A 25,036-nucleotide genomic window follows, 5' to 3' on the forward strand; every position below is an offset into this window, starting at 1 on the left:
ATGTTGCAGCCTCACCACGATGGATCGCCGGTGTACGTGTCGACGCAGGAGCCCGCGCTCGGCGACCTGGTGCGAGTGCGGGTGCGCATCCCGCACTCGTTCGGGCCGGTGGCCTGGGTGCGCACGCGATCGAACCCGAATCGGGAGCCCCGCTACGCCGCGGCATCCGTCGTGGCCACACAGGACGGCTGGGACTGGTGGGAAGCCGAGGTCGAGGTAGAGAACCCGGTGCACGGCTACCGGTTCGTGATCGAACTCGGCGACGGCGCCCGGTGGTGGCTGAACGCATCGGGGCTGCACGACATCGAAACCCTTGATTCGGACGACTTCAAGCTCGTGGTCGGTGCCGCGGCACCCGAGTGGGCGGCCTCGAGCGTGATGTACCAGATCTTCCCCGACCGGTTCGGGCGGTCTGCCGCCGCCGACGACAGGGAGTTGCCCGAGTGGGCCATCCCGTCGGCATGGGGCGACCCGGTCGATGAGAACCTGACGACCAGGGGGCAGCAGTTCTACGGTGGCGACCTCGACGGCATCCGGGCGCACCTTGACCACCTGCAGCGCCTCGGCGTCACCCTGATCTACCTCACCCCGGTGTTTCCCGGTGGGTCGAATCACCGCTACGACGCGTCGAGTTTCGACGAGGTCGACCCGCTGCTCGGCGGCGACGACGCCTACGTCCGCCTGATCGAGGCCGCGCACGAGCGCGGGTTCAAGGTGATCGGCGATCTGACCAGCAACCATTCCGGGGACCGCCACGAGTGGTTCGTTGCCGCCCATGGGCATCCGGATGCTGCGGAGAGCGACTTCTACTACTGGCGCGACGCCGAGAACGAGGGTTACGAATCGTGGCTGGGTGTGTCCAGCCTGCCGAAGTTCAACTGGAACTCGGAGGAGCTCCGCCGCCGGTTCATCGAGGGGCCCGACTCGGTGGTCGCCCGCTGGCTCGGCGCCCCCTTTCATCTCGACGGCTGGCGCATCGACGTGGCGAACATGACCGGCCGGCTCCGCAACGAAGACCTGAACGCCGAGGTGCGTCAGACAATTCGGCGCACCATGCTCGAGGTGAACCCCGACACGATTCTGCTCGGCGAGTCGACGAACGACGCGTCGGGTGATTTTCAGGGCGACGCCTGGCACGGCGCAATGACCTACGCCCCGTTCACCCGGCCGCTCTGGAGCTGGCTCAGTGAGCCGGGCAGCCCCGCCGAGGGCGGTATCGGCTTCGTCGACGGCCGGGTGCCCGAGTACACCGGCGAGCAGTTCTGGCGCGCACATGTGCGTTTTGCCGCCGGGTTCCCCTGGCGCACACGCCTGGCCACCATGAACGCCCTCGACACCCATGACACCCCGCGGTTTCGCACGAGCGCCCGGCCGGGAACCGTGCCGGTTGCCCTCGGTCTCTCCGTCACGCTGCCCGGTATCCCGGTGGTCTTCGCGGGCGACGAGTTCGGTCTGGTCGGCTTCGACGGTGAGCAGTCGCGCACCCCGATTCCCTGGGACACGGTTGCCGACCCCGACGTGGCGGCGACGATTGAGCTCTACTCCTCGCTCATCCGGCTGCGCACTCAGCACCCGGCTGCCCGAGCCGCGCTGAACGGCGGCGGTATGCGCTGGCTGCACGTTGGCGACGACGCGGTGGCCTTTGTGCGCGAATCGGCCGAGGGTTCGGTACTGGTGTTCGCCGCCCGGGCGGGGGCGACGGTGACGCTGTCGGGGCAGGCAATCGGGGGAGCGGACGTGGCCGAGGCGCTCGTCGGCGGGGCCGAATTGACGGTGTCGGCCGACGGCATCCGCCTCACCGCCGGTGGTCCGTCGTTCACCGCGTGGGCGCTGCCTGGCATCAATGTGTCGACGTCGCAGCAGTCGGCTGTGAACGACGTTCACTCTGTATCAAGCTCGTAACAATGTGGATTCCTCGCAACATAGTGAAAACCGATCAATGCACCGGTTAGTAACGTGTCGGGAAGTGTCGGAAATCACGACAGTTCACTACGAGGAAGTAGAAATCAGCAATGCCATCAGAGATGAAACGCAGGATCGCGACGGTGGCGAGTGTCGCTGCTGTGGCAGCGCTCCTCCTCAGCGGATGCGCCACCGCCGATCCGGCTCAGGGCAGCAAGCCGGCCGCCGGGGCGACGATCAAAATCGAACAGGGTTCGTTGACCGGCGCTGCCGCGACGGGCACGATCGAATACCTCGGCATTCCCTATGCCAAGCCTCCGGTCGGCGACCTTCGGTGGCACGAACCCGAGGCACCCGAACCGTGGGCGGGCGTCCTCGACGCAACGAAGCCCGGTCCGGATTGCCCGCAGACGGTGAACGGCGACTCCGACGGATCACTGAGCGAGAACTGTCTTTACCTGAACGTGTACTCGCCGGACAAGCCGAAGAACAAGAAGCTGCCCGTCGTGGTGTTCTTGCATGGTGGCGGCTACACCGGCGGCACCCCGAACATTTATGATGGTCGCAACTTTGCGGCGACCGGCGATGCTGTCGCGGTCATCCCCGCCTACCGGGTCGGACTGTTCGGCTTCTTCGCCTCGCCGGCCACGGCTGCCGAGAGCGAATTCGGAGCTCAAGGAAACTGGGGAATGCTTGACCAGCAGCAGGCGCTGCGCTGGGTGCAGGACAACATCAACGCTTTTGGCGGCGACCCCGACAACGTCACCATCGTGGGTGAATCCGCCGGCGGAGGGTCGGTCTGCTTCCAGCTCGCTTCACCGACTGCGAAGGGGCTTTTCGACAAGGCCGTGATTCAGTCGATGGCGTGTGGTCTCGGCGACACTCCCGCCGACACGACCGCCTATGCAGCCCAGTGGGGCTGTGCGGTGGATGACGCGGCCTGCCTGCGCGCGGTTCCCGCATCGACAGTCGTCGGATCAGCGTCGGGATTCGGGTTCGCACAGCCGGTCAGCGGCGGGCCCGACCAGCCGGTTGATGTGCTTGCGGCCGCCGCCGCCGGCACCCTGGCCGATGTTCCGCTCATCGTCGGTGTCACCCGCGACGAATGGATCGGTTTCGAGTCGGGCAGCTACCCGCTGGCGCCCGCCGACTACGAAGCCCGTATCGCCGGAGAATTCGGCCCGCTTGCTCCGAAGGTCTTGGAACGTTACCCCGCCGACGCCGGTGAAGACCCGATCTTCCCGCTGGGGTGGGTGCACGGCGACGCCGGGTTCGCCTGCCCGACGGTCGTCGGCGCCGACACCTTCGCGAAGGCCGGCAACTCGGTGCACTTCTATGAGTTCGCTGATCGCACCGTTCCGGGATGGCGCTCGCTGGGAGACCCCTTCCCGCCGTCGACGCTGGAGCTCGGAGCGACCCACACTACTGAACTGCAGGGTCTGTTCAACTACACCGCCGCGCAGCGTTCGCTGAACGATGAGCAGCGTGCCCTCGGCGACCAGATGGTCTCCCTCTGGCTGTCGTTCATGAAGACCGGCGAGCCGACGCTCAAGGGCGCACCCGAATGGAAGGAATTCGGGGACAAGCGTCAGATTCTCGAACTCAAGACGAAATCGGCCGGTGGCCTGAAGATGATCACCTCGTTCGAGAAGTCGCACAACTGCGATCTCTGGAACAACCTCGGCTAGTTCGACGGAGGAGTGAACGGGGGTGGCGATCGTGATCGCCATCCCCGTTTTCTCATCTCCGTCACGCTGCCGGGCATCAATTTGCCCGAGTTCGGCCCAGAAGGCGCCGAACGGTCATTTGAGGGTGCGAAGTGATGATAATCTCTATGGGTTGCCGAAATTCGGGCGCAGTTCTTTGAACTCTGCCCCCTTAGCTCATTGGTAGAGCACTTCCTTGGTAAGGAAGAGGTAGTGGGTCCGATTCCCACAGGGGGCTCAGGCTGGATGCAGGTTTAGGCTTGGGTCATAGTCACGGCGGGGTAGCTCAGTTGGTTAGAGCACACGGCTCATAATCGTGGTGTCGCGGGTTCAATTCCCGCTCCCGCTACACATAAAGACCCTTTGACCAGGATTTCTCTCGGTCACAGGGTCTTTCTTTTTTTGCTCGGGGATTACCAAGCTCCGCTCTATCGAGGCGTAGGCGATGCCGTCTTTTTCCCCTATCGCGCTGCGTAAAAGCGGGGCTATGCTATGTCCCGTTCGGTCAGCAGAGGTTCTCTCTCAAGCCGGACCCATTCAGGCGGGGGGGCTGGAATGTGGGCGGAATCCGCTGACGGCGCGCGGCTGCGGAGAAACAGCCGCGTGCAGGGTCGGTTGTTCCTCGCCATTACCGTGGTTGTGGCTGGAGGAGCATTCGTTCTTCTGAGCATCTCCAGCGGTGCCGGCTTGTACATCCCGCCGAGGATCGCCCAGTTGGGGATCGGCACCTTCGACGGCATCAACATGCTCTTTCTCATCATGTGGGCGTGGATGTTCCATCTCCTGAGCGTCAATGACGGGCTCCAGTACCAGCTCACATTGGGCAAGGCGCGGATGCTGCGGAGCAGGGCGTCGGACGTATGGGGCTTCATCGTCTTCACGCTGGTCGCGATCCTGTGGGGCGTCCTCGGTGTCCACACCGTGTTCGCTGGCCGTGCCGTGGATCCGACGTACGTGAACCGGCTGCCCTTCGGTGTGCCGGCCAGCTCATTGCAGCACGGCGTCGTTGAGGTGACGACCACGTACTTCGTCCTCGTGGGACTCGTGCTCGTGCTCATCGTGGTCACGCGCTTGTTCAATCCGATCGACTTCGACGAATACGAGCGCTACCTCCGCAGGGTCCTGCGCCAGCCGCCGCCTCGAACGCCCGTCCAGTAACCTCTCTCTTCGAAAGCCCCGGCATCCTGCATAGACGCCGGGGCTTTCGTCATTTCTCCTGCCGCGTGTCAGTACCCGTTGATCGAGCCTGTCGAGATCTGGTGAGCAATCTCTGAACGCGGGATGCGTCCGAACATCGACTCACGCGGTCTCGACAAGCTCGAGCACGGATATGGTCAGGAACGGGGAACCAGCCGCAGCGTCGTCGCCATCACCTGCGGACCGACGACGGTGCCGACGATCGCCGGCCCATGGCGGTCGTACTTGGCGTGATACGCGGCGTCGATGGCCGCGTGCGTGTCGGCATCCGCGGCATCCGTTTCCCGAAACGCGACATCACGCTCGACGCCACCCGCACGGATGCGCCCGGTTCCGCTGGCCTGCGCCCGAACGAACCACGGGTTGTCTGGCCCATAGGCCGAGCGAACATAAATGTCGTCGCCGACCCGTGCAACCCAAATCGTCACGAACGGGCGCAGGGTGCCGTCGGCTCGGCGAGAGGCGACCCGCAACTCTTCGGCTTCGCCGATGCGCGTGAGCTCGTCGGGAGTCCAAGCGGTCATGGGGAGGCCTTTCGGTGAGCGTGTGAGCGAGCGAACGCGACGGATGCCGCACGTCGCGAGTCGACGTGATGTGCGGCACGGTAGCACGCCGGGCATCGATTAACCCGCGTGCACCAGCGCGGTCGCGTCGCCCTGCGGCAGCAGCTCCGTCTTCGTGCCACGGATGAACGTGGCAGCGATGATTGAGGCCAGAACCATGCCGACGGCAGCGGCGAGGAACGCTGCGGAGTATCCGTTGGTGAACGCCTCGAGCAGTGGCTGGCCGGTCAGTTCAGTAGTCGGCCCGGCCGTCGCCGCGTACAGCGCGGTGAAGATCGAGAGACCGATCGAGCCGCCGATCTGCATGGCGGAATTGGCGGTGGCCGACGCGGCGCCGGCATCATGCGGGGCGACACCGCTGAGCGCGAGGTTCTGCAGGGGCACGAAGACAAAGCCCATGCCGAGTCCCATGACGATCAGCGCGGGCAGCACCTGAACGAAATAGTTGCCGTCGGCCGTGATCTGGCTGAGGTAGACGAGCCCGGCGGCCACGACCAGCGGCCCGCCGATCATCATCGGGCGCGGTCCGATCGCCGGCAGAAGCTTCGTGGCGATCGGCGCGGTGATCATGATCGCAATCGTCATGGGCAAGCTCGCCAGGCCGGATGCGAAGGGGGCCATGCCCATCACGATCTGCAGGTGGAACGCCAGGTAGAGCAGCGCTCCGATCATCACGCTTCCGGTGACGGCCTGGATCAAGAACGCCCCGCCGCGCACCTTGTTCGCCACGATGCCAAGCGGAAGCAGGGGCTGGGCGACCCGTGACTCGATCCAGACGAACAGCGCGAGAAGCAGGGCGCCGAGAGCGAGGAAGCCGATGGTGTCGACGGATCCCCAGCCGCCCTCGGCGAGGCTGAAGCCATAGACGAGCGAGCCGAGGCCGAGCGTGACCGTGATCGCGCCCCACACGTCGTACCGGTTGTCGCCGTCGGCCTTGCTCTCGCTGACGAAGAGTACGCCGCCGATGAAGCCGACAATCACAAAGAACACGTTCACCAGCAAGCACCAGCGCCAGTCGGCGAACTCGGTGAGCAGGCCACCGAGCAGCAACCCGATCGCCGCACCGGTTCCGGCAACCGTGCCGAACACGGCGAACGCGGTCGCGCGGTCCTTGCCGTGCGCAAACGTCACGGTGAGCAGGGCGAGCGCTGCCGGCGCCAGCATCGCGGCGAAGAGGCCTTGCAGGCCACGCGCGGCGATGAGCTCTGTTCCGTTCTGCGCGAGACCACCGAAGACGGATGCCGCGCCGAAGCCGACCATGCCGACCAAGTAGGTGCGCTTGCGGCCCCAGTAGTCGGCGATTCTGCCGCCGAGAAGCAGCAGCGCGCCGAAGGCCAAGGCATACGCGGTAACTACCCACTGCCGCTCGACGTCGGAGAGTCCGAGTTCGGACTGGGCCTGGGGGAGGGCGATGTTCACGATGGTGCCGTCAAGAACGACGACGAGCTGCGTGAGCGAGAGCACGGCCAAGGCCCACCAGCGATTGGGCGTGCGACGAGGAGTGGACATGGAGAAACCTCCGGGTATCGAAAAGGATGCCGGAGGTTTCAAGCCTCGGACCGACGACGCTTGCGCGTGTGCCGACCACTTTGGCCACGTGGCCAAACAGGCCGTCAGTTTATCGCGTCTTCTGGGGTGACGGGGAAGAGTGCTCGCCGCGAACTCAGACCAGCACCGGATAGGTCGCCAGAATCACCGCGCCGAAGACGGCGACGAATGCGGCCAAACTGAGCAGAAACCACCCCGCCCAGAGCAGTTTGTTGCGCCCCGACATCGCAGTGAAGAAGAGGACGAGGGCGAACAACACGGTGAGAATCGCATAGTTGTCCCCACGTTGATTGCTTTGCAGCGCCGTCTCGAACTTATGATCGGCCAGCTTCGAAAGCTTCGCTGATTCCACCCGTCCATCCGGTACATAGCTCGGCTCATTGAACGGCGACTTCGTGTTCTCGCCCGCGATCTGCCAACTCGCGAACGCCACGGCAAACGCGGGGGTGAACCGGGCACTGACATAGTCGGCAAATGCTTGATCGCCGCGGGCCTTCGCATCCACCCACTGCGTGTAGAGCGCTAGATCGGTCGACTCCGCAGCGCGCGCTACGTTCGCGTAATCAAGCGATTGAACGCGAGCGCTCGACGCCTGCGAGAACTCGATCGACATCTCGCCGCTCCACTTCGACGACTCGAACCCGCACCAGGCCGTCAGGATCGCCGTCACCGACAGCAGGAACACTGCGATGATCTCGCGCACCTCAATCGATCGTTCCTCGCGACTCATGTGCGGCGCGTGAGGCGCTCGTGGGGGAGACGGCAGAGGAGACGCCGAAGGTGATTGGCTGGGCGCCTCGGCGAGCTCCTCCGAGTCGGGAGGAGGGGAATTCTCAGTCATCAGGCCTGATGTTCGACCACGAAGTCAGAGCCGGGGAACACGACTGTTTCGTGTCCGTTCTCGAATTTCACCAGGTAGGGCGGCCCACCATTCTCGCCGCGCACCTCGACGATCTCGCCGTGCCGGTCGGGCGTTTCAACGGTCTTGCCGCGGATCACAATCCGATCGCCTGCAGTTGCTTGCATTTCAGCTCACCTCCGTACCGTCAGGTTACGCCGCCCGGCCCCGTCTGCCCAGTGTCGCGTTCGGCGCTGAGCTGCAGATCTTCGGCGATCTTCGGTGAAGGAGCGAGAACTTCGGATGTCGCATCTCACGTTTGGTGTCCGGTCAACGTCTTCAAGGTAGAACAGCGTCACATTCGAGAGAATGGGGGCGGAAGCATGACTGGTTGAACCACAGCTGATCCACGATCGACGGGAGCGAAGCATGGGCGTCTCACACAGCGTTATCGACTCACCGCTCGGTGAGCTCACCGTGGTGTCCGCGGAGAGCGGCGCCCTGGCCGCGGTGTACTTTTCCGAGCACAAGCATCGCCCGGATGCAGGCACCTTCGGCCCGCGCGACGACGGTGCCTTCGGCGCCGTGACCACGCAGCTCGGCGAATACTTCGCCGGAGAGCGCACGACGTTCGACCTGCCGCTGGAGCCGGCCGGCAATGACTTTCAGCTCAAGGTCTGGGCGCTCCTCCGCGAGATTCCGTATGGGGAGACACGCAGCTATGGGCAGCTGGCCATCGAGCTCGGCGACCGCAATCTGTCACAGGCGGTTGGCGCGGCGAACGGTAAGAACCCGATCAGCATCATCGTGCCTTGCCACCGAGTGGTCGGCGCCGACGGCAATCTCGTCGGCTACGCCGGCGGACTCGACAGCAAACGGTTTCTGCTCGCGCTGGAAGAACCCGCCGAGGCGAGCCTTGACCGACTGTTCTGATGCGCAGCAAAACCGCGCCGGCGCATCCGCGGCACCGATCAGAGGCGTGAGCTGAGCATGCAGCCCTTTGAACGAGTGGTCGCCGAGCACGGTGCGACGGTGTTGCGTGTCTGTCGCGCCGTGCTCGGGCCCGTCGACGCAGACGACGCCTGGTCCGAGACTTTTCTGGCCGCGCTCCGGGCGTACCCAGCGCTCGCCGAGGGCGCGAACGTCGAGGCCTGGCTCGTGACGATTGCCCACCGCAAGGCCATCGACGTGACCAGGGCACGGGCGCGACTGCCGATTCCGGTCGACGCGCTGCCCGAGCGGGCCGCGACCCGCGGAAATCCCGAGTCGACCGATCACGACCTCTGGGCCGCGCTGGCGCTCTTGCCCGCAACGCAACGGCAGGCCGTCGCCTATCACCACGTCGTCGGGCTTCCCTATAAAGAGGTAGCCGAGATTCTCGGTGGCACGACGGATGCCGCGCGCCGGGCCGCCGCCGACGGCATCAAGACCCTGCGGAGGCGGCTCGCGGAGACCCATCCGCTGGTTGGGGAGCGAGCGCCAGCGAGCGTCTCGAAACCCCGCGATCCGACCTCCAGACTCGACCACAGTTCAGAGATCGGCTCGCCAGGTTTCGAGACGCGCGCTCCTTCATCGCGAGCTCCTCAACCACCGGAACGGACGTCTCTCGCGTGACCTCGAAAGGACTGCACCCATGACTACTGCTCACGACACCGCCACGACCGAATTGCTCGCACCGCTGCACGCCGCCGACCCGGCCGATCTCGACCGGCTGCATGCCGCGTTCGTCGCGGCGGCATCCGCCGAAGGTGACCTCGACGTGGCGTACCGCACCGTCGATTCGCCCGTCGGCGTGCTGCTCCTCGCCGCGACCGAAGCGGGACTCGTGCGCGTCGCATTCCAGCGCGAAGACCACGATGCCGTGCTCGAGCGACTCGCGACGGCGATCAGCCCCCGCATCCTGCGGGCGCCGGCCCGGCTCGACACCGTGGCCCGCGAACTCGACGAGTACTTCGCCGGCACCCGCCAACGCTTCGACCTGCCCCTCGACCATCAGCTCTCGAAGGGATTCAGGCGGAGCGTCTTGGCCCACCTGCCCGAGATCGGCTACGGCCAGACCGAAAGCTATGCGCAGGTGGCGCTCGCCGCGGGGAGCCCCCGCGCGGTGCGGGCGGTCGGCACGGCCTGCGCGACAAACCCGCTTCCACTCATCGTGCCGTGCCACCGGGTGGTGCGCTCCGACGGCTCGTTCGGCGGCTATCTCGGCGGCACGGAGGCCAAGCAACTGCTGCTTCACCTCGAGGGAGCGGCATGACCGACGCACTCTTCCCCGCCGAACGCCGCGAGATCGCGCCCGGCGCCGTGCACGTTCCCGGCTGGCTCTCGCTTGACGAGCAGCAGGCGATCGTTGCCCAGTTCATGCAGTGGGCGCGCGGCCCGGTGCCGATCCGCGCCGCGAAACTCCCCGGCGGCCACGAGATGTCGGTGCGCACCGTCTGCCTCGGCTGGCACTGGCAGCCCTACCGGTACACGCGGGAGGCCGGCGACGTGAACGGGGTGCGCGTGCTCGAGTTTCCGGACTGGCTGGCCGATCTGGGTCGGCGCGCGGTCGCCGAAGCGTGGCAGAACCCGCGGGCCGGAGCCGACTATCATCCTGATGCGGCACTCGTGAACTACTACGACGACACCGCGAAGATGGGAATGCATCAGGACAAGGACGAGATCTCCGACGCCCCGGTCGTCTCGCTCAGCATCGGCGACAGCTGCAAATTCCGTTTTGGGAATACGACAGATCGCGGCAAACCGTACACCGATCTCGACCTTGAGTCCGGTGACCTGTTCGTGTTCGGCGGCCCGAGCCGGTTCGCCTTTCACGGCGTGCCCAAGGTCTATCCCGACACCGGAAGCCGCGCGACTGGCCTCGCACGCGGCAGAATTAACATCACGATGCGCGTAACAGGATTGCCCGCTGAATGAACATCAAACAAGTGACGGGACTGTCAGGCCAATGACCACGATGAACGAGGATGCCCCGGCACCGGTGTCGACTCCGGCCGGCGTGGTGCGCGGTGACGACGGACTCCTCCGCCCGACCTGGGCCGCGACCGACCCGCTGATGCGCGACTACTACGACACCGAGTGGGGCGTGCCGGTGCGTGACGAACATGGGATGTACGAGCGGATCAGCCTGGAGGCATTCCAGGCCGGTTTGTCGTGGGCGACGATCCTGAAGAAGCGGCCGGCCTTCCGCGCTGCATTCGCCGACTTCGACCCCGACCGGGTGGCCACCTTCACCGACTCCGACGTCGAACGGCTGATGAATGACGCAGGCATCGTGCGCAACCGCCTGAAGATCGCCGCGGCGATCACCAACGCCCGGGCGACCATCGCGCTCCGCGCCGAGGGCGGACTCGTCGACTTCGTCTGGTCGTTTCAGCCGGCCGAGACTCCGGTTCCGGTCACCTACGCGGATGTCCCCACCCAGTCGGTCGAGTCAGTCGCCCTCTCGAAGGGGCTGCGGGCGAAGGGCTTCGCGTTCGTCGGTCCGACCACGATGTTCGCCCTGATGGAAGCCATCGGCATTGTGGACACCCATTTGGTCGACAGCCATCGCCGTGGAAGCTCCGGGGTCTGGAACTCGGCCGACCGATCGTGAACACTCACGTCCGCCTGCCGGTCGACGAACCTCTCGACGCCGCGTCGATGATCGGATCACTGGCGTTGCACGCGATTCCCGGGGTCGAGGTCGCCGACCGCGCAGCGGGCACCCACCGCCGGTTGTTGCCGACGGAGCACGGGCCGCGCGCGGTGACGGTGACGATCAGCGCACATGCGGTGCTGGTCGACATCGACGATCAGGGCCATAGCGACAACGGCGACCCCGCCGAGCTCATCCGATTCGTACGCCGCTGGCTCGACCTTGACGCCGATCTGGCCGCCGTACGCACCGTGCTCGGCGACGATTCAGTGATCGGTCCGCTGCTCGGGGCGCGACCGGGCCTGCGGATCATCGGCTACCCCGACGGCTTCGAAGCCGCGGTGATGACGGTGCTCGGCCAGCAGGTGTCGCTCGCCGCCTGCCGCACTTTCGGCGGTCGGGTGGCCGAGGCCAGGGGGAGTGACGGCCCCGGCGGGCTGCGGCTCTTCCCCGATCCCGAGCGGCTGGCCGCGCTCACTCCCGACGAGCTGCAGCAAGGAATCCGGGTGACCGGCGCCCGGGCGCGCACGGTTCAGGCACTGGCCGAGGCCTGCGCCGACGGCTTGCAGATCGCTCCAGAGAACGACCACACCGACATCCGTCGCCGGCTGCTCGCTCTGCCGGGAATCGGCCCGTGGACGGCCGACTATCTGGCGGTGCGCGCGCTCGGCGACCGCAACGCGTTCACGCCGGGTGATCTGGTCTTGCGCCGTGCTCTCGGCGGCATCTCGGCGAAGGATGCCGCCGCGCGCGCCGAATCGTGGTCGCCCTACCGTGCCTACGCGCTCTGCCATCTCTGGGCGTCGGACCCGTTGCTGGCCGCGTTGCCCGTCGCCGAGCGCCGAGTTTGACACTTGCGGTCGAGTTGCCCGGGTAGAACAGGGCAACTCGACCGGAACGCTCAAACTCGGCGACGTCTCTAGCCGGCGCGGAACACCTCCGCCGCGATGACGAGGTCTTCCCACGACATTCCCGAGCTCTTGAAGACGCGCGGCCGGCTGTGGTCGACCGCCACCGATTCGGTGACGATGTCGCGCATCGGTACCAGGGCGTCGGCGGCGATCACACCTTCGCCGATCGGGATGATCAGGTCGCCCGCCTCGCGCAGCGCGACGGCGATGTCCTCCACCACGAGCTGCGCACGGTCGACCAGAGCCGAGGGCAGCTCGCGGGCGTCGGGCTCGTGGGATCCGACGGCGACGGTGCACGAGTCATCCGGCACGAGTGTTCCGTCGAACACGGGCGTGCGGGCCGTCGTCGCGCAGACGATCAGCTGGGCGTCGCGCACCGAATCCGCCGTGCCGACGGTGGCAGTGAGGCCGCTGGCACGCACGCGATCGGCCAGCGCCGCAGCGCGCTCCTGATTGCGTGCGACGATCGAGACCCGACCGATTGAACGGATGCCGCGCATCGCCTCGATATGACCCCAAGCCTGCGGCCCGGATCCGAAGACGACGAGGTGTTCGACGGTTGCCGGGGCGAGCAGGTCGGCCGCCGCGGCCGAGACCGCCGGCGTGCGGAGCGTCGTCAGTGCCGTGCCGTCGATCAGCGCGATCGGGCTGAGTGTCGCGGCCTCCATCAGTAGGTACACGCCCTGAATGCGCTCGAGACCGAGGTCCGGATTCCCCGGCGCGACCGTGGCCACCTTCACCCCGACGAATTCACTCGACTGGGTGGGCATCAGCAGCAGCTGGCCGGCCGCAACGTCGAGGATGCCGCGGCTGAAGTCGGTCGCCGGGTCGAGCCCGGCACGGAGGTCCCGCTGAATCGCTCGCGCGGCTCGCTCGAAATCGACACGGGCGAAGACCTCCTCGGCAGAGATCCAGGGCAGCGGCGAGGGGAAGGTGGGGAGTGCGGGGGCAGCGGAGGTCACAGGATGAATCCTGTCGCAACCGGGTCGTTCGCATCCAGGATGAAGGTGTGTTCGCCCGTCTTGTAGGCCATTCCCTCGACGGTCGGAACCACGGAGCCGTGAATCTCATTCTCGGGGGCGCCGTTGTGGACGGCGCGCGCGCGGCCGATGAACCGGCTGCCCACGATCGAGTCGTGCGTGAGCGCCTGATCGGGTGCGAGCCGGCCGGAGTCCGCGAGAAGGGCGATCCGGGTGGCCGTGCCCGAGCCGCAGGGGGAGCGGTCGACGCGCCCGTCGGCGAAGACGGTGACGTTGCGCTGGTGCGGGCCGTCGGCGGTGTCGCCGAGGTCATCGAAGATGATGGTTCCGTAGATGCCGCTCAGGCGGTCATCGGCAGGATGCTCGGCGAACGGGCTGTCATTCAGCGTCCACTTGATCTCGCGCCCGATGGCGAGCAGTTCCTCATAGTTGTCCTGGGTCACGGTCAGGCCGAGCGACGACGCTTCAACGCAGGCGTAGAGCGCCCCGCCGAAACCGATGTCGGCCTGCACGCGGCCGCGTGACGTCTCCACATCGACGGCTCGGGCGACCGGGTAGGAGACCACGTTCTCGAACACCACACTGGTGACGATCCCCGCGGTCTGACGCACGTGAGCGACCACGCGCCCCGACGGCACATCAATGGTCACCGGGGTCACCCCGTCGGGTTCCGCGGCGACGAGGCCGCTCTGCACTGCCCACACGCCGAGTGCGATCGTGCCGTGACCGCAAGCCGTTGAGAAGCCGTCGTTGTGCCAGAACAGCACGCCGAAGTCGGCGCCGTCGTCGTCGGGCGGAACGATGAAGCAGCCGTACATGTCGGCGTGACCGCGCGGCTCACGGCAGAGCAGTTGTCGCACGGCGTCGATCTCCGCCGAGTTCTGAGCCACAACCCGCCGTTCGGCTACGGTTGCGCCGCTGATTTCGGGAGCGCCGTCCAGTACTATTCGAAAAGGTTCACCGGCGGTGTGGTAATCGATGGTCCGAACCGGCTTTGTAATATGGCACATATCATGATGCTAGTGAGTAGCTTTCCATCCCGCGAGTAGCGCGGGCAAAATTTCAGCAGACAATGCGAGGGAGAGGATCCCATGGCTCCTTCAGCCATTCACAAAGTGGAGCAGGTCTCGAGCCTGCGTGACCGCATCGGCGAGTCGCTCTCGGCCGCCATCATCTCCGGTGAGCTCGCGCCCGGCACGCTCGTCTCGGTTCCGAGCCTCGCAGTGCAGTTCGCCGTCTCGGCGACCCCGGTGCGCGAGGCGATGCTGGATCTGGAGCAACGCGGCTTCGTCACCTCTGTGCGCAACAAGGGTTTCCGCGTCACCGAGGTGAGCGAGGGCGACCTGCGCGAGATCATCGAGCTGCGCCAGCTGCTCGAGGCGCCGGTCATGCGCTCCCTCGCCGCGGACTTCCCGCTCGACACAATGCCGCACTGGCGTTCGCTCGCCGCCGAGATCTCGACGCACGCCGAGCAGGCGAACCTCTCCGGCTTCATCGAGCGGGACCGCGACTTTCACCTGGGCCTGCTCGCCCTGCACGGCAACGAGCGTTTGGTGAGCGCGGTTCGCGAACTGCGACTGCAGACCCGCATGGTGAACCTGGCGAAAATGACCCAGAGTCACGAGCTGCCCGAATCGGCGAAGGAACACCACCTCATGCTCGATTTGCTGGAGAGCGGAGATGGCGCTGCGCTCGAGGAGCTCACCATCGACCACCTTGAGCACATCATCGGGTGGTGGGCTGTAGCCGGCGACGCCTGATCGGTCGCACGGCCCGTCGCGCGGCCCATGATTCGGCTCTTTTTCCGACTCAACGCGCGACCCAACGCCCGGCTCCTCGTTCGGCTTTTCGCGCCCAGCACGAAATACCGATTGTGGTACGGCATTAATAATATGTAGTATGTCACCCACTACAGGCTCCCTTCGTAGCGTCCAAGTACAGCGAAGTATTGATTGGGTGACACATGAAAACGAAACGTTCCACCACACAAGCGGTGGCACTGATTGCAGCGGCGGTCCTTTTGGGCACGACGGCGTGCAGCACCGCAACGAGCAGCACCTCCTCCGACAAGCCGGCTACCGCAGGCGGCACCCTCAAGGTGCTCGGTGCCGGCGACGTCGACCACCTCGATCCCGCACTCGCGGCCTACGTGCCGACCACGAGCGTGATGCGTGCGGTGAGCCGACAGCTGATCAGCTACAAGACAGTCGATGACGCCACCGAGCGCATCGCCCCGCAGGCCGACCTTGCAACCGAGGTACCCCAGCCCACCAACAACGGCCTGACCTACACGTTCACCATTCGCGACGGTGCGAAGTGGGACGCCCCTGACGGCGCGCGTCAGATCGTGTCGGACGACTTCGCCCGCGGGCTCAAGCGTCTCTGCAACCCGCTGCAGTCCAGCCCGATGTTGACCTACTTCAACGAGGCGATCGAGGGGATGAAACCCTTCTGTGAGGGGTTCGCATCCGTTCCCACCGATGCCCCCTCGATGAAGAAATACATCGAGGACACCCCGGTATCCGGCATCAAGGCGATCGACGACAAGACTCTCGAAATCGACCTGGTGAGCCCCGCCGGCGACTTCCTGTACATGCTGTCGCTGAACAACGCGTCGCCCGCCCCGGTCGAGGTTCTCGACTATGAGCCGGATTCCCCCGACTACCGCTCCAACTTCATCTCCAGCGGCCCGTACACGGTCGACAGCTACACGCCCGACAAGGAGCTGAAGCTCAAGCGCAACCCGGCCTGGGATGCGAAGTCCGACCCGCTGCGCGCGGCCAACGTCGACGCCATCGACGTGACGTTCGGCCTCACCGCGGATGCCATCACGCAGCAGTTGCAGGCGGGCTCCGCCGACATGTCATTCGACATCACGCTGTCGCCGGCGCTGATTCAGCAGTTGAAGGCTGCCAACGACGAGAAGCTGGTCAGCGTGGCGAGCGGCGCGGTCAACCCATTCATTTGGATCAACACCAAGACCAGCAACAACGACAGTGCACTGCAGAACCTCAAGGTGCGTCAGGCACTGCAGTACGCCGTCGACAAGGCGGCCGTCGTGCAGACGCTCGGTGGCCCGGATGTCGCCGCAGTGCAGAACGGCATCTTCGGACAGGGTGTGCTCGGCCAGCACGACTTCGACCTGTACCCGAGCAAGGACTCCAAGGGTGACCCGGAGAAGGCGAAATCGCTTCTCGCCGAAGCCGGCTACCCGAACGGCCTCGCACTCAAGATGCCGTACCGCACCAAGGACCAGGAACCGCAGATTGCCCAGACGATCCAGGCCAGCCTCGAAAAGGCCGGCTTCACCGTTGAACTCGTGCCGGTGAACCCGAGCGACTACTACTCGAAGTTCCTGACCAACCCGGAGAACACCGCAGCCGGCATGTGGGACATCGCCCCGGTCGGTTGGACTCCCGACTGGCAGGGCGGCGCGGCACGCTCGGTCTTCCAGCCGCAGTTCACCTTCACTGGAACGCCGCAGACCTACAACTACGTCGACTACAACAACGACGAGGCGAACGCTCTGGCCGCCCAGGCCATCCAGTCCACCGATCCCGCCGAGATCGCGAAGCTCTGGGGTCAGGTCGACGAGAAGGTGATGGCGGATGCGATCGTGATCCCGATCGCCTCGCCCCGGGCGAACATCTACCACAGCGACCGCGTGCAGAACTTCATCCCCTACGCGCTGAGCGTGCAGGGCGACTGGACGAACGTCTCGCTGAAGTAGCGGTCTGATCCGGCGGTGGCCGGCGCCCAGTGGGGCCGGCCACCGCCATCCGTTCATCCCGATGCAGCTCTGCGAGTGAAAGAGGCTCCAATGCCAGTTCTTGACGTGCGCCATTTGAATGTGCGCATCCCCACGGAGGACGGCGTCATCCACGCCGTGCGCGACGTGTCGTTCTCCGTCGAAGCCGGTGACTTCTTCGGCATCGTCGGCGAATCGGGCTCCGGCAAGAGTGTGATGGTGCAGGCGATCATGGGGCTCGTGCCGGGCGCCGAGATCACGGGGGAGGCCTACTTCAACGGGCGCGACCTGCTGCTGATGAAGCCGGAGGAGCTGCGTCAGATCCGCGGCAAATCGATCAGCATGATCTTCCAAGACCCGCTCAGCAGCCTGCATCCCCAGTTCACCATCGGCTGGCAGATCACCGAACAGATTCACACCCACACCCGCATCAGCCGCGCCGACGCGAAGGCGCGCGCGATCGAGATTCTCGGCAAGGTCGGCATCCCCGACCCCGCGGTGCGCTTTGACGCCTACCCGCATCAATTCTCCGGCGGCATGCGGCAGCGGGTCATGATCGCGATGGCGCTCGTGTTGAACCCGGCACTGATCATCGCCGATGAGCCGACCACCGCCCTCGATTCCACGGTGCAGGCCCAGATCCTCGAACTGCTGCACGAGATGCAGCTCGAATTCGACACCACCATCCTGATGATCACCCACGACCTCAGCGTGCTCGCCAGTGTCGCGAACCGGATGATGGTCATGTATGCCGGTCACCGCCTGGAAATGGGTCCGGCCCGCGAGGTGTTCTCCGCCCCCGCGCATCCGTACAGCGCCGGTTTGCTGCGCTCGTCGCCCGCAAACTCGCAGCCCGGTGTCGCGCTGGTTCCGATCGCCGGTCGTCCGCCCAGCCTGCTCGACCCGGTGCAGGGCTGCGTCTTCGCAGCGCGCTGCCCCGATGTGATGTCGCAGTGTTGGAGTGAACGACCGCCGCTCCGCCACTACGACAACGGCCTCGAGGCCAGTTGCTGGCTCACCGAGGCGCCGTCGGAACCGACGCTCAATTCCTCGTTCGATCTGCCGGACGACCTTCCGATCGAGTCGCTCGATCCGAACACCACCGAGCTCGCCACCCCGATCGTGCAGGCGAGCGGAGTCGAACTCTTCTTCCGTAATAAGAGCACCCGCACCCAGGTGCAGGTGCTCAACGGAATCGATCTGACGATGTATCGCGGTGAGACGCTCGGCCTGGTCGGTGAGAGCGGATGCGGCAAGTCGACACTCGCCCGCGTCATCGCCGGTCTCATCCCGGCAACGTCCGGCACCGTCACGCTGGCCGGGCATGACCTGTCCACGGTCAACCACGACCAGTGGCGCCAGCTGCGCCGCGAAATTCAACTCGTCTTTCAGGACCCGTTCGGATCGCTCAACCCGCGTCGGCGGGTCGGCTCGATCATTGGGGATCCATTCCGGATCCACAAGATCTCCTCCGGCGCGAAGCGCAAAGCCAGCGTGCAACAGCTGATGGAACTCGTCGGGCTCAACCCGGAGCACTACAACCGTTTTCCGTCCCAGTTCTCGGGCGGTCAGCGGCAACGCATCGGCATCGCCCGCGCCCTGGCCCTGAACCCGTCGATCATCATCTTCGACGAGCCGGTTTCCGCCCTCGACGTGTCGATTCAAGCCCAGGTGTTGAACCTGATGAGCGACCTGCAGAAGGAATTCAATCTCACCTATCTGTTCATCTCGCACGACCTCGCGGTGGTGCGGCATGTCTGCGACCGGATCGCGGTGATGGACCACGGCCAGATCGTGGAACTCGCCTCGGCCGAGGCGCTCTATTCGAATCCGCAGCACGACTTCACGAAGCAACTGCTGGCCGCCTCCGCTCCCGCGCCGCAGCCCAGTGCGCGTGCGCCGCGGGCGCTTCTCGGGTCGGCCACCGGTGATGACACCCTGATCGGAAGCCGCTCATGAGCATCCTCAAGACTCCGAAAAAGGCAGCGGAGGCGGCGAACCTCGCGCCCGTCACCGTTGTGCAGCGCGGTTCGCTTGCGCTCACCTTTCGCCGACTGCGCCGCGACCCCGGCAGTGTGATCGCCTTCATCTTCATCGTGATTCTGGTGCTGTTCGCCGTCGGCGCTCCGGTGATCGCCGCGCTCACCGGGCACGGTCCCAACGAGCAATTCCGGGAGACGGGCCTCACCCCGGCCGGCATCCCGGTCGGGCCGGGAGACGAGTTTCTCTTCGGCACGGACCAGCTCGGTCGGGACGTGCTGGTGCGGCTGGCCTACGGCGCCCGGATCTCCCTGGTCGTCGGCGTTGTCGCCTCGATCGCCGCCGCGACGATCGGTGTCGTCGTCGGGCTGCTGGCGGGCTACTTCGGCAACCGCACCGACACGGTGCTCTCCCGAATCATGGACCTCGTGATGAGCGTTCCGTTTCTGCTCGCAGCCATCGCACTGGTTTCGGTACTCGGCCCCAGCCTCGCGCTCAGCATCAGCGTGATCGTCTTCTTCACCTGGACTCCCATTGCCCGGGTGATCCGGGGCCAGGTTCTCGCGCTCAAGCAACGCGAATTCGTCGAAGCGGCGCGTTCCCTCGGTGCCGGACATGTCTCAATCATGTTCCGTGACATCCTGCCCAACCTGATGGTGCCCATTATCATCTACTCGACGCTGATGATCCCCAGCGCCATTGTCTTCGAGGCGACGCTGTCATTCCTCGGCATGGGCGTGGTGCCGCCGACCGCGAGCTGGGGCGGAATGCTCTCCGAGGCCGCCGGCAACTCGATCTACCTGGCTGCACCCTGGCTCGTGATCATCCCCGGCTTGGCGCTGCTGTTCACCACTCTCGCATTCAACATCCTGGGCGACGGCCTGCGCGATGCCCTCGATCCCCGAGCCGCAAGGAAGGCCTGACGATGTGGCGTTATCTGCTCTCTCGAGTCGGATTCGGAGTGCTGGTTCTCTTTGTTCTCAGCATCTTCGTCTTCGCGCTCTTCTACATCGCGCCGGGTGATCCGGCGCGGGTTCTGGCCGGCGATAAGGCGACCGAGGAGGCGCTCGCGCAAATCCGCGCGAACCTCGGCCTCGACCAACCCATCTACGTGCAGTACTGGACGTTCATCACGAACCTGCTGCAGGGCAACCTCGGCTTCTCCTATCGCAGCCAGCTGCCGGTGGCCGAGATCATCATGGACCGGATCCCTGCGACGGTGTCGCTCGTCTTCGGCGGCGTCGTGATCTGGCTGTGCGTCGGAATCCCGATCGGCGTGATGTCGGCCAAGGCGCCCGGCAGCCTGCGCGACCGGTTCGGCCAGTCCTTCGCGCTCATCGGGATCAGCTTCCCGAGTTTCGTGCTCGGAATGATGGCCCTCTACCTGCTCTACTTCCTGCCGGCCAAAGCCGGAATTCATCTCTTCCCGCCGAGCGGATACGTTCCCTTCACCGAAGACCCCGGTCAGTGGTTCTGGCACCTGATCTTGCCCTGGCTGACCCTGGCCTTCGTCTCGGCCGCGATCTATGCGCGACTGATGCGTGGCCAGATGCTCGAAGTACTCGGTGAGGACTACATCCGCACCGCCCGGGCGAAGGGCTTGACCGAACGCCGCGTCGTCTACCGGCACGCCATGCGGAGTGCCATCCCTCCGCTGGTCACCCAGCTGGGAACGGACATCGGGCTCATGCTCGGCGGCGTGATCGTGATCGAGCAGGTCTTCGGCCTTCTCGGAGTGGGTAGCCTTGCCGTGAGTTCGGTGAACAACCAGGACCGCCCGGTCGTCATTGGCGTTGTTCTGCTCGGAGGGCTGTTCGTCGTCATCGTGAACATCATCGTTGACACCCTGTATGCCTTCCTGGACTCCCGAATCAGAACTGCCGCCTGACGCGGAAAGAAAGCGACGAACCATGTCTTCACCGCAGTACACCATCCCCGGAATGCACATCACGGACCACGTGGTGACGGTGCCGCTTCGCTGGGGCGATCCCTCCGATTCACGCACCATCACGATCTTCGCCCGCGAGGTCGTCGACCCGCGCAAGAAGAACGAGCAGCTCCCGCTCCTCGTCTTTCTGCAGGGTGGGCCGGGCGGTAAGTCTCCGCGCCCGATGCCGGGGGAGGGCTGGATCGCGTCGGTGCTCGAGACGCACCGCGTCGTGCTCGTCGACCAGCGGGGGACCGGACGAAGCACCCGCGTGCAATCAGGCACCGTCGCGCAATTCGACCGGGTGCAGGATGCCCGCGACTACCTGCTCTGCTTCCGTGCCGATTCGATCGTGGCGGACCTCGAATTCATCCGCACCACGGTCTATGGCGGAGTGAAGTGGCAAAGCCTCGGCCAGAGCTACGGCGGGTTCATCACCCTCAGCTATCTGTCGCTCGCTCCGGAGGGACTCTCGGCCTGCTACGTGGCCGGCGGGCTGACCAGTGTGTCGCCGTCGGCCGAGGAGGTGTACCGGCGCACTTACCCGCGGGTGGCCGACAAGACCCGGCGGTTCTACGAACGCTTCCCACTCGAACGCGAACGGGTCGGCGCGGTCGCCGATCTCCTGGCCGACGGCGACGTTCTGCTTCCCGATGGCGACGTGCTGACGGTGCGCCGGTTGCAGACCCTCGGTCTCGACCTCGGCATGGGCCCCGGCCTCGACCGCGTGCACTGGTTGTTCGACGATGCGTTCGCCGACGAGTCGCGCCGCGCGGGCTCGCTCTCCGACAGCTTCCTGGCCCAGGTTGCCGCGAAGACCAGCTACGACGACAACCCCCTCTTCGCCGTGTTGCAGGAGAGCATCTATGGTTCGGGTCCCGGAGCAACCGGCTGGGCGGCCGACCGGATCGGTCAGCAGCACCCGGAATTCGACGCGGCGAATCGGCCGCTGGTCTTCACCGGCGAAATGATGTACCCCTGGATGTTCGACGAGATTCGGTCGCTCCGCCCCTTCAAGGCGGCGGCCGAAGCGCTCGCCGAGTTCGAGGACTACACGGTGCTCTACGACCTCGACCGGCTCGCCGCCAACGAGGTTCCGGTGGCGTCGGTCTCCTACTTTGACGATATGTACGTCGACGTGGGAATCTCAACGGAGACCAAAGACCTGGTCGGCAACCTGCAGTTCTGGGTGACAAACGAGTACGAACACGACGGAATTCGCCAGGACACGCGGGTGACCCAGCGCCTGATTTCCCTGGTTTCAGAGATGGGTGGACCCCTCACATGACCGACACGCAGCAGGCCACTGGCACGCAGCACGCATCCATGCCCGCGCCGACCGCGCCCGATCCCCGGCTTCCCCGCTTGGCCGGGCTGCCCGGCTTCGTCGACTACATGGGCACCGGCTGGGGCACACCCGACCGCACCGCTCCCGTCGAGCCGGGCGCGGCATCCGCTGCCCAGGCGCACCGCGAACGCCTGAGCGCCCTGCTGGCCGGCCGCACTCTCATTGTGCGGGGCGGGCGAGCGCCGATCCGGAGCAACGACACCTATTACGGCTTTCGGCCAGACAGCAACTTCTACTGGTTGACCGGATGCGACGCGGAGGATGCCGTCATCGTGCTGTCCCCGACGTCGGGCTCACACGACGCGACCGTGTACCTGCCCGCCCCGGCCTACCCGGGAGAGCCGGGATTCTTCGCCGATCCGGCGCACGGGGAACTCTGGGTCGGCTCGGCCCCTGGCATGACCGACTGGTCGGCGGCGCTGGGACTGACCGTGAAACCGCTCAGTACCCTGGAGTCCGACCTGCGCCGGGTGAACGACCCGATGGTGGCCGGTGCCGCGGCGCGGTCCGGCGAGGTGCTCGGGGACGTCCCCTCCTCCGTTGAACTCGCCCGCACACTCGCCGAACTCCGGATGGTGAAAGACGAGTGGGAGATCACCGAGCTCCGTCGCGCGGTCGACTCCACCGTCGACGGTTTCGCCAGTGTGGTGCGCGAGATTCCGACCGCCATCGCCGGGGGCGGTGAGCGCTGGTTGCAAGGAACATTCGACCGGCACGCTCGCACCTATGGCAACGGCCCCGGCTACTCGACGATCGTCGGCAGTGGCGCTCATGCGCCGACCCTGCACTGGGTGCGCTGCGACGGTCCGGTGCTGGAAGACAAGGTGCTCTTGCTCGATATGGGCGTCGAGAACCGCACGTTCTACACCGCGGATGTGACCCGCACCTTTCCGGCATCCGGCACCTTCAGCCCGGTTCAGCGGCAGGTGCACGACCTGGTGGAGAAGTCGCACCGGGCCGGCCTCGCCGAGGTGCGCCCCGGTCGCGACTTCTCCGACTTCCACCGCGCCGCGATGGAGGTCATCGCGAACGGGCTTCACGACTGGGGCCTGCTCCCCGTCTCGGTGGACGAGGCGCTGAACGAGACCGGTCAGCACCACCGGCGCTACCTCGTCTGCGGCATCGGGCATCACCTCGGCCTCGACGTGCACGACTGCGCCCAGTCGAGCTATGAGTCCTACCAGGGCGGAGTGATGACTCCCGGCATGGTGCTCACCGTCGAACCCGGGCTGTACTTCCACGCCAACGACGAGACGGTTCCCCCGGAATTGCGTGGGATCGGCGTGCGCCTCGAAGACGACATCCTGGTCACCGAGACCGGGTCAGACGTGTTGTCGGATGCCCTGCCGATCGATGCGAGCGGCATCGAGAACTGGATGAGCGCCGCGCTTCGCGGCTAGCCGGGCGAACGGCTGCGCGAGCGGCCGGGCGCACAGCAGGGCGGGTAGTGGGGTGTCGGCCGGATTCCGCGGGAATCCGGCCGGGGTCTTCCCTCGGGACTCAATAGTATGTAATATATTACTCAACGAGATGAAGCCCAGTGGCGGGCGAAAAGGGAGGGCGACGTGGCCGACGATGTGATCATCATCGGTGCCGGAATCATCGGCGCCGCGTGCGCCCGTGCCCTCGCCGTCGCCGGCTACGCCGTGACTGTCATCGATCGCGGCACCGTCGCCGGGGGCACCTCGTCGGCCTGCGAGGGAAACCTGCTGGTCTCCGACAAGGGTCCCGGCCACGAGTTGGTGCTCGCCCAGTTCGCGTCGACGCTCTGGAAGCAGACGGTCGCCGACCTCGCCGAGCAGCTCGGTGACGGTTTTCCCTCGGTCGAGTACGACCAGAAGGGCGGCCTTGTCGTCGCCACGACACCGGCCGGCGCTGGCCCGCTGCTCGCTTTCGCGGAGAGTCAGCGCGCCGCCGGAGTCGACGCCCGGGTGATCAGCGTCGCCGACGCGCACGAGCTCGAACCCGACCTCGCGCCCTGGATCGAAGCCGCCGTGCACTACCCGGAAGACGCCCAAGTGCAGCCGACCATCGCGACGGATGCGCTGATGAGCTCGGCCCGGCTGTTCGGAGCCCGGGTTCTCGAGAACACGACGGTGCTCGGCCCCATTTTCGACTCGGCCGGCGCGCTGACCGGCCTCGTCACGAGCGCGGGCGAGCTGCGCGCCGACCGCATTCTGGTGGCGGCCGGTCCCTGGTCCGGCGAGGTGGCGGCTCTGCTCGGCCAGCACCTTCCGGTGCGTCCGCGCCGCGGCGACGTGCTGGTCACGAGCCGGATGCGGCACCGCATCTTTCACAAGGTCTACGACGCCGACTACGTGGGAGCCGTCGGTTCCGACGACAGCGCATTGCAGACCTCCAGCGTGGTCGAGTCCACGGCATCCGGCACGGTTCTGATCGGCTCGTCCCGCCAGCAAGTCGGCTTCGACGCCCGCCTCCGGGTCGACGCGCTCCACGAGATCGCCGCCAAGGCGTTGCGCCTGTTCCCGTTTCTCGCCGACGCCGCGATCATGCGCAGCTACGGCGGATTCCGCCCGTTCATGCCCGACCATCTGCCGGTCATCGGCGAAGATCCGCGGATGCCCGGCCTCTGGTACGCGACAGGTCACGAGGGCGCGGGCATCGGGCTCAGCCTCGCCACCGCCGACCTCCTCGTCGACCTGATGCGGGGCGTCCCGCCGAAACTCGACCCCTCGCCGTTCTCCCTCACCCGTGCCTCGCTCGCCTCTCATCTGATGGAGGTGGTCTGAG

Annotated in this window: 23 protein-coding genes and 2 tRNA genes; 19 read left to right on the plus strand and 6 right to left on the minus strand. The window is 66.0% G+C overall.

Going from position 1 to position 25,036, the window contains the following annotated elements:
- The 5 genes from AC1DCF_RS06780 (at position 1) to AC1DCF_RS06800 (ending at position 4,766) form a co-directional block, all read left to right on the plus strand.
- The gene (locus tag AC1DCF_RS06780) at positions 1-1,902 is read left to right on the plus strand and encodes a glycoside hydrolase family 13 protein (RefSeq protein ID WP_477210356.1); all 1,902 of its coding nucleotides are present in this window, start codon (positions 1-3) and stop codon (positions 1,900-1,902) included.
- Positions 1,903-2,012: 110 nt separating this feature from the next.
- Complete coding sequence (locus AC1DCF_RS06785) at positions 2,013-3,590, plus strand: carboxylesterase/lipase family protein (RefSeq protein WP_477210357.1); 1,578 nt, start codon at positions 2,013-2,015, stop codon at positions 3,588-3,590.
- 184 nt (positions 3,591-3,774) lie between these two features.
- A tRNA-Thr gene (locus AC1DCF_RS06790) sits at positions 3,775-3,846 on the plus strand.
- A gap of 37 nt (positions 3,847-3,883) precedes the next feature.
- A tRNA-Met gene (locus AC1DCF_RS06795) sits at positions 3,884-3,957 on the plus strand.
- A 206-nt stretch (positions 3,958-4,163) separates the two neighbouring features.
- A complete protein-coding gene (locus AC1DCF_RS06800) occupies positions 4,164-4,766 on the plus strand; it encodes a hypothetical protein (RefSeq protein ID WP_477210358.1) in 603 nt (200 codons plus the stop codon).
- A gap of 176 nt (positions 4,767-4,942) precedes the next feature.
- On the opposite strand, the gene AC1DCF_RS06805 is transcribed toward AC1DCF_RS06800, so the two are convergent.
- The 4 genes from AC1DCF_RS06805 to AC1DCF_RS06820 form a co-directional block, all read right to left on the minus strand.
- Positions 4,943-5,329, minus strand: coding sequence for a DUF2255 family protein (locus AC1DCF_RS06805; RefSeq protein WP_477210359.1), 387 nt, complete (start codon positions 5,327-5,329; stop codon positions 4,943-4,945).
- A gap of 99 nt (positions 5,330-5,428) precedes the next feature.
- Positions 5,429-6,877 carry an MFS transporter gene (locus tag AC1DCF_RS06810; protein ID WP_477210360.1) on the minus strand — a complete coding sequence of 483 codons (1,449 nt, stop codon included), beginning with the start codon at positions 6,875-6,877 and terminating at the stop codon, positions 5,429-5,431.
- A 154-nt stretch (positions 6,878-7,031) separates the two neighbouring features.
- The gene (locus tag AC1DCF_RS06815) at positions 7,032-7,646 is read right to left on the minus strand and encodes a hypothetical protein (RefSeq protein WP_477210361.1); all 615 of its coding nucleotides are present in this window, start codon (positions 7,644-7,646) and stop codon (positions 7,032-7,034) included.
- Positions 7,647-7,756: 110 nt separating this feature from the next.
- Positions 7,757-7,942 (minus strand): DUF1918 domain-containing protein, encoded by a 186-nt coding sequence (locus tag AC1DCF_RS06820; RefSeq protein WP_441789582.1) that lies wholly within the window; start codon positions 7,940-7,942, stop codon positions 7,757-7,759.
- A gap of 241 nt (positions 7,943-8,183) precedes the next feature.
- On the opposite strand from AC1DCF_RS06820, the gene AC1DCF_RS06825 reads away from it, so the two are divergent.
- Genes AC1DCF_RS06825 through AC1DCF_RS06850 form a run of 6 tightly spaced genes read left to right on the plus strand, consistent with a single transcriptional unit; the run spans position 8,184 to position 12,242 of the window.
- Positions 8,184-8,687: a methylated-DNA--[protein]-cysteine S-methyltransferase gene (locus AC1DCF_RS06825; protein WP_477210362.1), complete on the plus strand. Its 504-nt coding sequence runs from the start codon at positions 8,184-8,186 to the stop codon at positions 8,685-8,687.
- A 57-nt stretch (positions 8,688-8,744) separates the two neighbouring features.
- Positions 8,745-9,368 carry an RNA polymerase sigma factor gene (locus AC1DCF_RS06830; RefSeq protein ID WP_477210363.1) on the plus strand — a complete coding sequence of 208 codons (624 nt, stop codon included), beginning with the start codon at positions 8,745-8,747 and terminating at the stop codon, positions 9,366-9,368.
- 19 nt (positions 9,369-9,387) lie between these two features.
- Positions 9,388-10,008 carry a methylated-DNA--[protein]-cysteine S-methyltransferase gene (locus AC1DCF_RS06835; protein WP_477210364.1) on the plus strand — a complete coding sequence of 207 codons (621 nt, stop codon included), beginning with the start codon at positions 9,388-9,390 and terminating at the stop codon, positions 10,006-10,008.
- Positions 10,005-10,670 carry an alpha-ketoglutarate-dependent dioxygenase AlkB family protein gene (locus AC1DCF_RS06840; RefSeq protein WP_477210365.1) on the plus strand — a complete coding sequence of 222 codons (666 nt, stop codon included), beginning with the start codon at positions 10,005-10,007 and terminating at the stop codon, positions 10,668-10,670. The genes AC1DCF_RS06835 and AC1DCF_RS06840 overlap by 4 nt, the downstream gene beginning before the upstream one ends.
- A 31-nt stretch (positions 10,671-10,701) precedes the next feature.
- Positions 10,702-11,349 carry a DNA-3-methyladenine glycosylase I gene (locus AC1DCF_RS06845; RefSeq protein ID WP_477210366.1) on the plus strand — a complete coding sequence of 216 codons (648 nt, stop codon included), beginning with the start codon at positions 10,702-10,704 and terminating at the stop codon, positions 11,347-11,349.
- The gene (locus AC1DCF_RS06850; RefSeq protein WP_477210367.1) at positions 11,346-12,242 is read left to right on the plus strand and encodes a DNA-3-methyladenine glycosylase family protein; all 897 of its coding nucleotides are present in this window, start codon (positions 11,346-11,348) and stop codon (positions 12,240-12,242) included. The genes AC1DCF_RS06845 and AC1DCF_RS06850 overlap by 4 nt, the downstream gene beginning before the upstream one ends.
- A gap of 68 nt (positions 12,243-12,310) precedes the next feature.
- On the opposite strand, the gene AC1DCF_RS06855 is transcribed toward AC1DCF_RS06850, so the two are convergent.
- Positions 12,311-13,264, minus strand: coding sequence for an ornithine cyclodeaminase family protein (locus tag AC1DCF_RS06855; protein ID WP_477210368.1), 954 nt, complete (start codon positions 13,262-13,264; stop codon positions 12,311-12,313).
- A complete protein-coding gene (locus AC1DCF_RS06860) occupies positions 13,261-14,292 on the minus strand; it encodes a proline racemase family protein (RefSeq protein WP_477210369.1) in 1,032 nt (343 codons plus the stop codon). The genes AC1DCF_RS06855 and AC1DCF_RS06860 overlap by 4 nt, the downstream gene beginning before the upstream one ends.
- 81 nt (positions 14,293-14,373) lie before the next feature.
- Here AC1DCF_RS06860 and AC1DCF_RS06865 point away from each other — a divergent pair, with 81 nt between their 5' ends.
- The 8 genes from AC1DCF_RS06865 (at position 14,374) to AC1DCF_RS06900 (ending at position 25,035) form a co-directional block, all read left to right on the plus strand.
- Positions 14,374-15,042 (plus strand): GntR family transcriptional regulator, encoded by a 669-nt coding sequence (locus tag AC1DCF_RS06865; RefSeq protein ID WP_441789591.1) that lies wholly within the window; start codon positions 14,374-14,376, stop codon positions 15,040-15,042.
- A gap of 203 nt (positions 15,043-15,245) precedes the next feature.
- Complete coding sequence (locus tag AC1DCF_RS06870; protein ID WP_477210370.1) at positions 15,246-17,012, plus strand: ABC transporter substrate-binding protein; 1,767 nt, start codon at positions 15,246-15,248, stop codon at positions 17,010-17,012.
- A gap of 90 nt (positions 17,013-17,102) precedes the next feature.
- Positions 17,103-18,989, plus strand: coding sequence for a dipeptide ABC transporter ATP-binding protein (locus AC1DCF_RS06875; RefSeq protein WP_477210371.1), 1,887 nt, complete (start codon positions 17,103-17,105; stop codon positions 18,987-18,989).
- Entirely contained in the window at positions 18,986-19,933 is a 948-nt protein-coding gene (locus AC1DCF_RS06880) for an ABC transporter permease (protein WP_441789594.1), read from the plus strand. Before AC1DCF_RS06875 ends, AC1DCF_RS06880 begins: the two co-directional genes overlap by 4 nt.
- A 2-nt stretch (positions 19,934-19,935) precedes the next feature.
- On the plus strand, positions 19,936-20,898 hold the full coding sequence (locus tag AC1DCF_RS06885; protein ID WP_441789595.1) for an ABC transporter permease: 963 nt from the start codon (positions 19,936-19,938) through the stop codon (positions 20,896-20,898).
- 22 nt (positions 20,899-20,920) lie between these two features.
- A complete protein-coding gene (locus AC1DCF_RS06890; protein ID WP_477210372.1) occupies positions 20,921-22,225 on the plus strand; it encodes an alpha/beta fold hydrolase in 1,305 nt (434 codons plus the stop codon).
- On the plus strand, positions 22,222-23,685 hold the full coding sequence (locus tag AC1DCF_RS06895) for an aminopeptidase P family protein (RefSeq protein WP_477210373.1): 1,464 nt from the start codon (positions 22,222-22,224) through the stop codon (positions 23,683-23,685). Before AC1DCF_RS06890 ends, AC1DCF_RS06895 begins: the two co-directional genes overlap by 4 nt.
- 165 nt (positions 23,686-23,850) lie before the next feature.
- Positions 23,851-25,035, plus strand: a complete 1,185-nt coding sequence (locus AC1DCF_RS06900) for an NAD(P)/FAD-dependent oxidoreductase (protein WP_477210374.1) — start codon at positions 23,851-23,853, stop codon at positions 25,033-25,035.
- Position 25,036: the final 1 nt, after the last annotated feature.

The sequence above is a fragment of the Leifsonia sp. 10L418 genome (assembly GCF_056395445.1).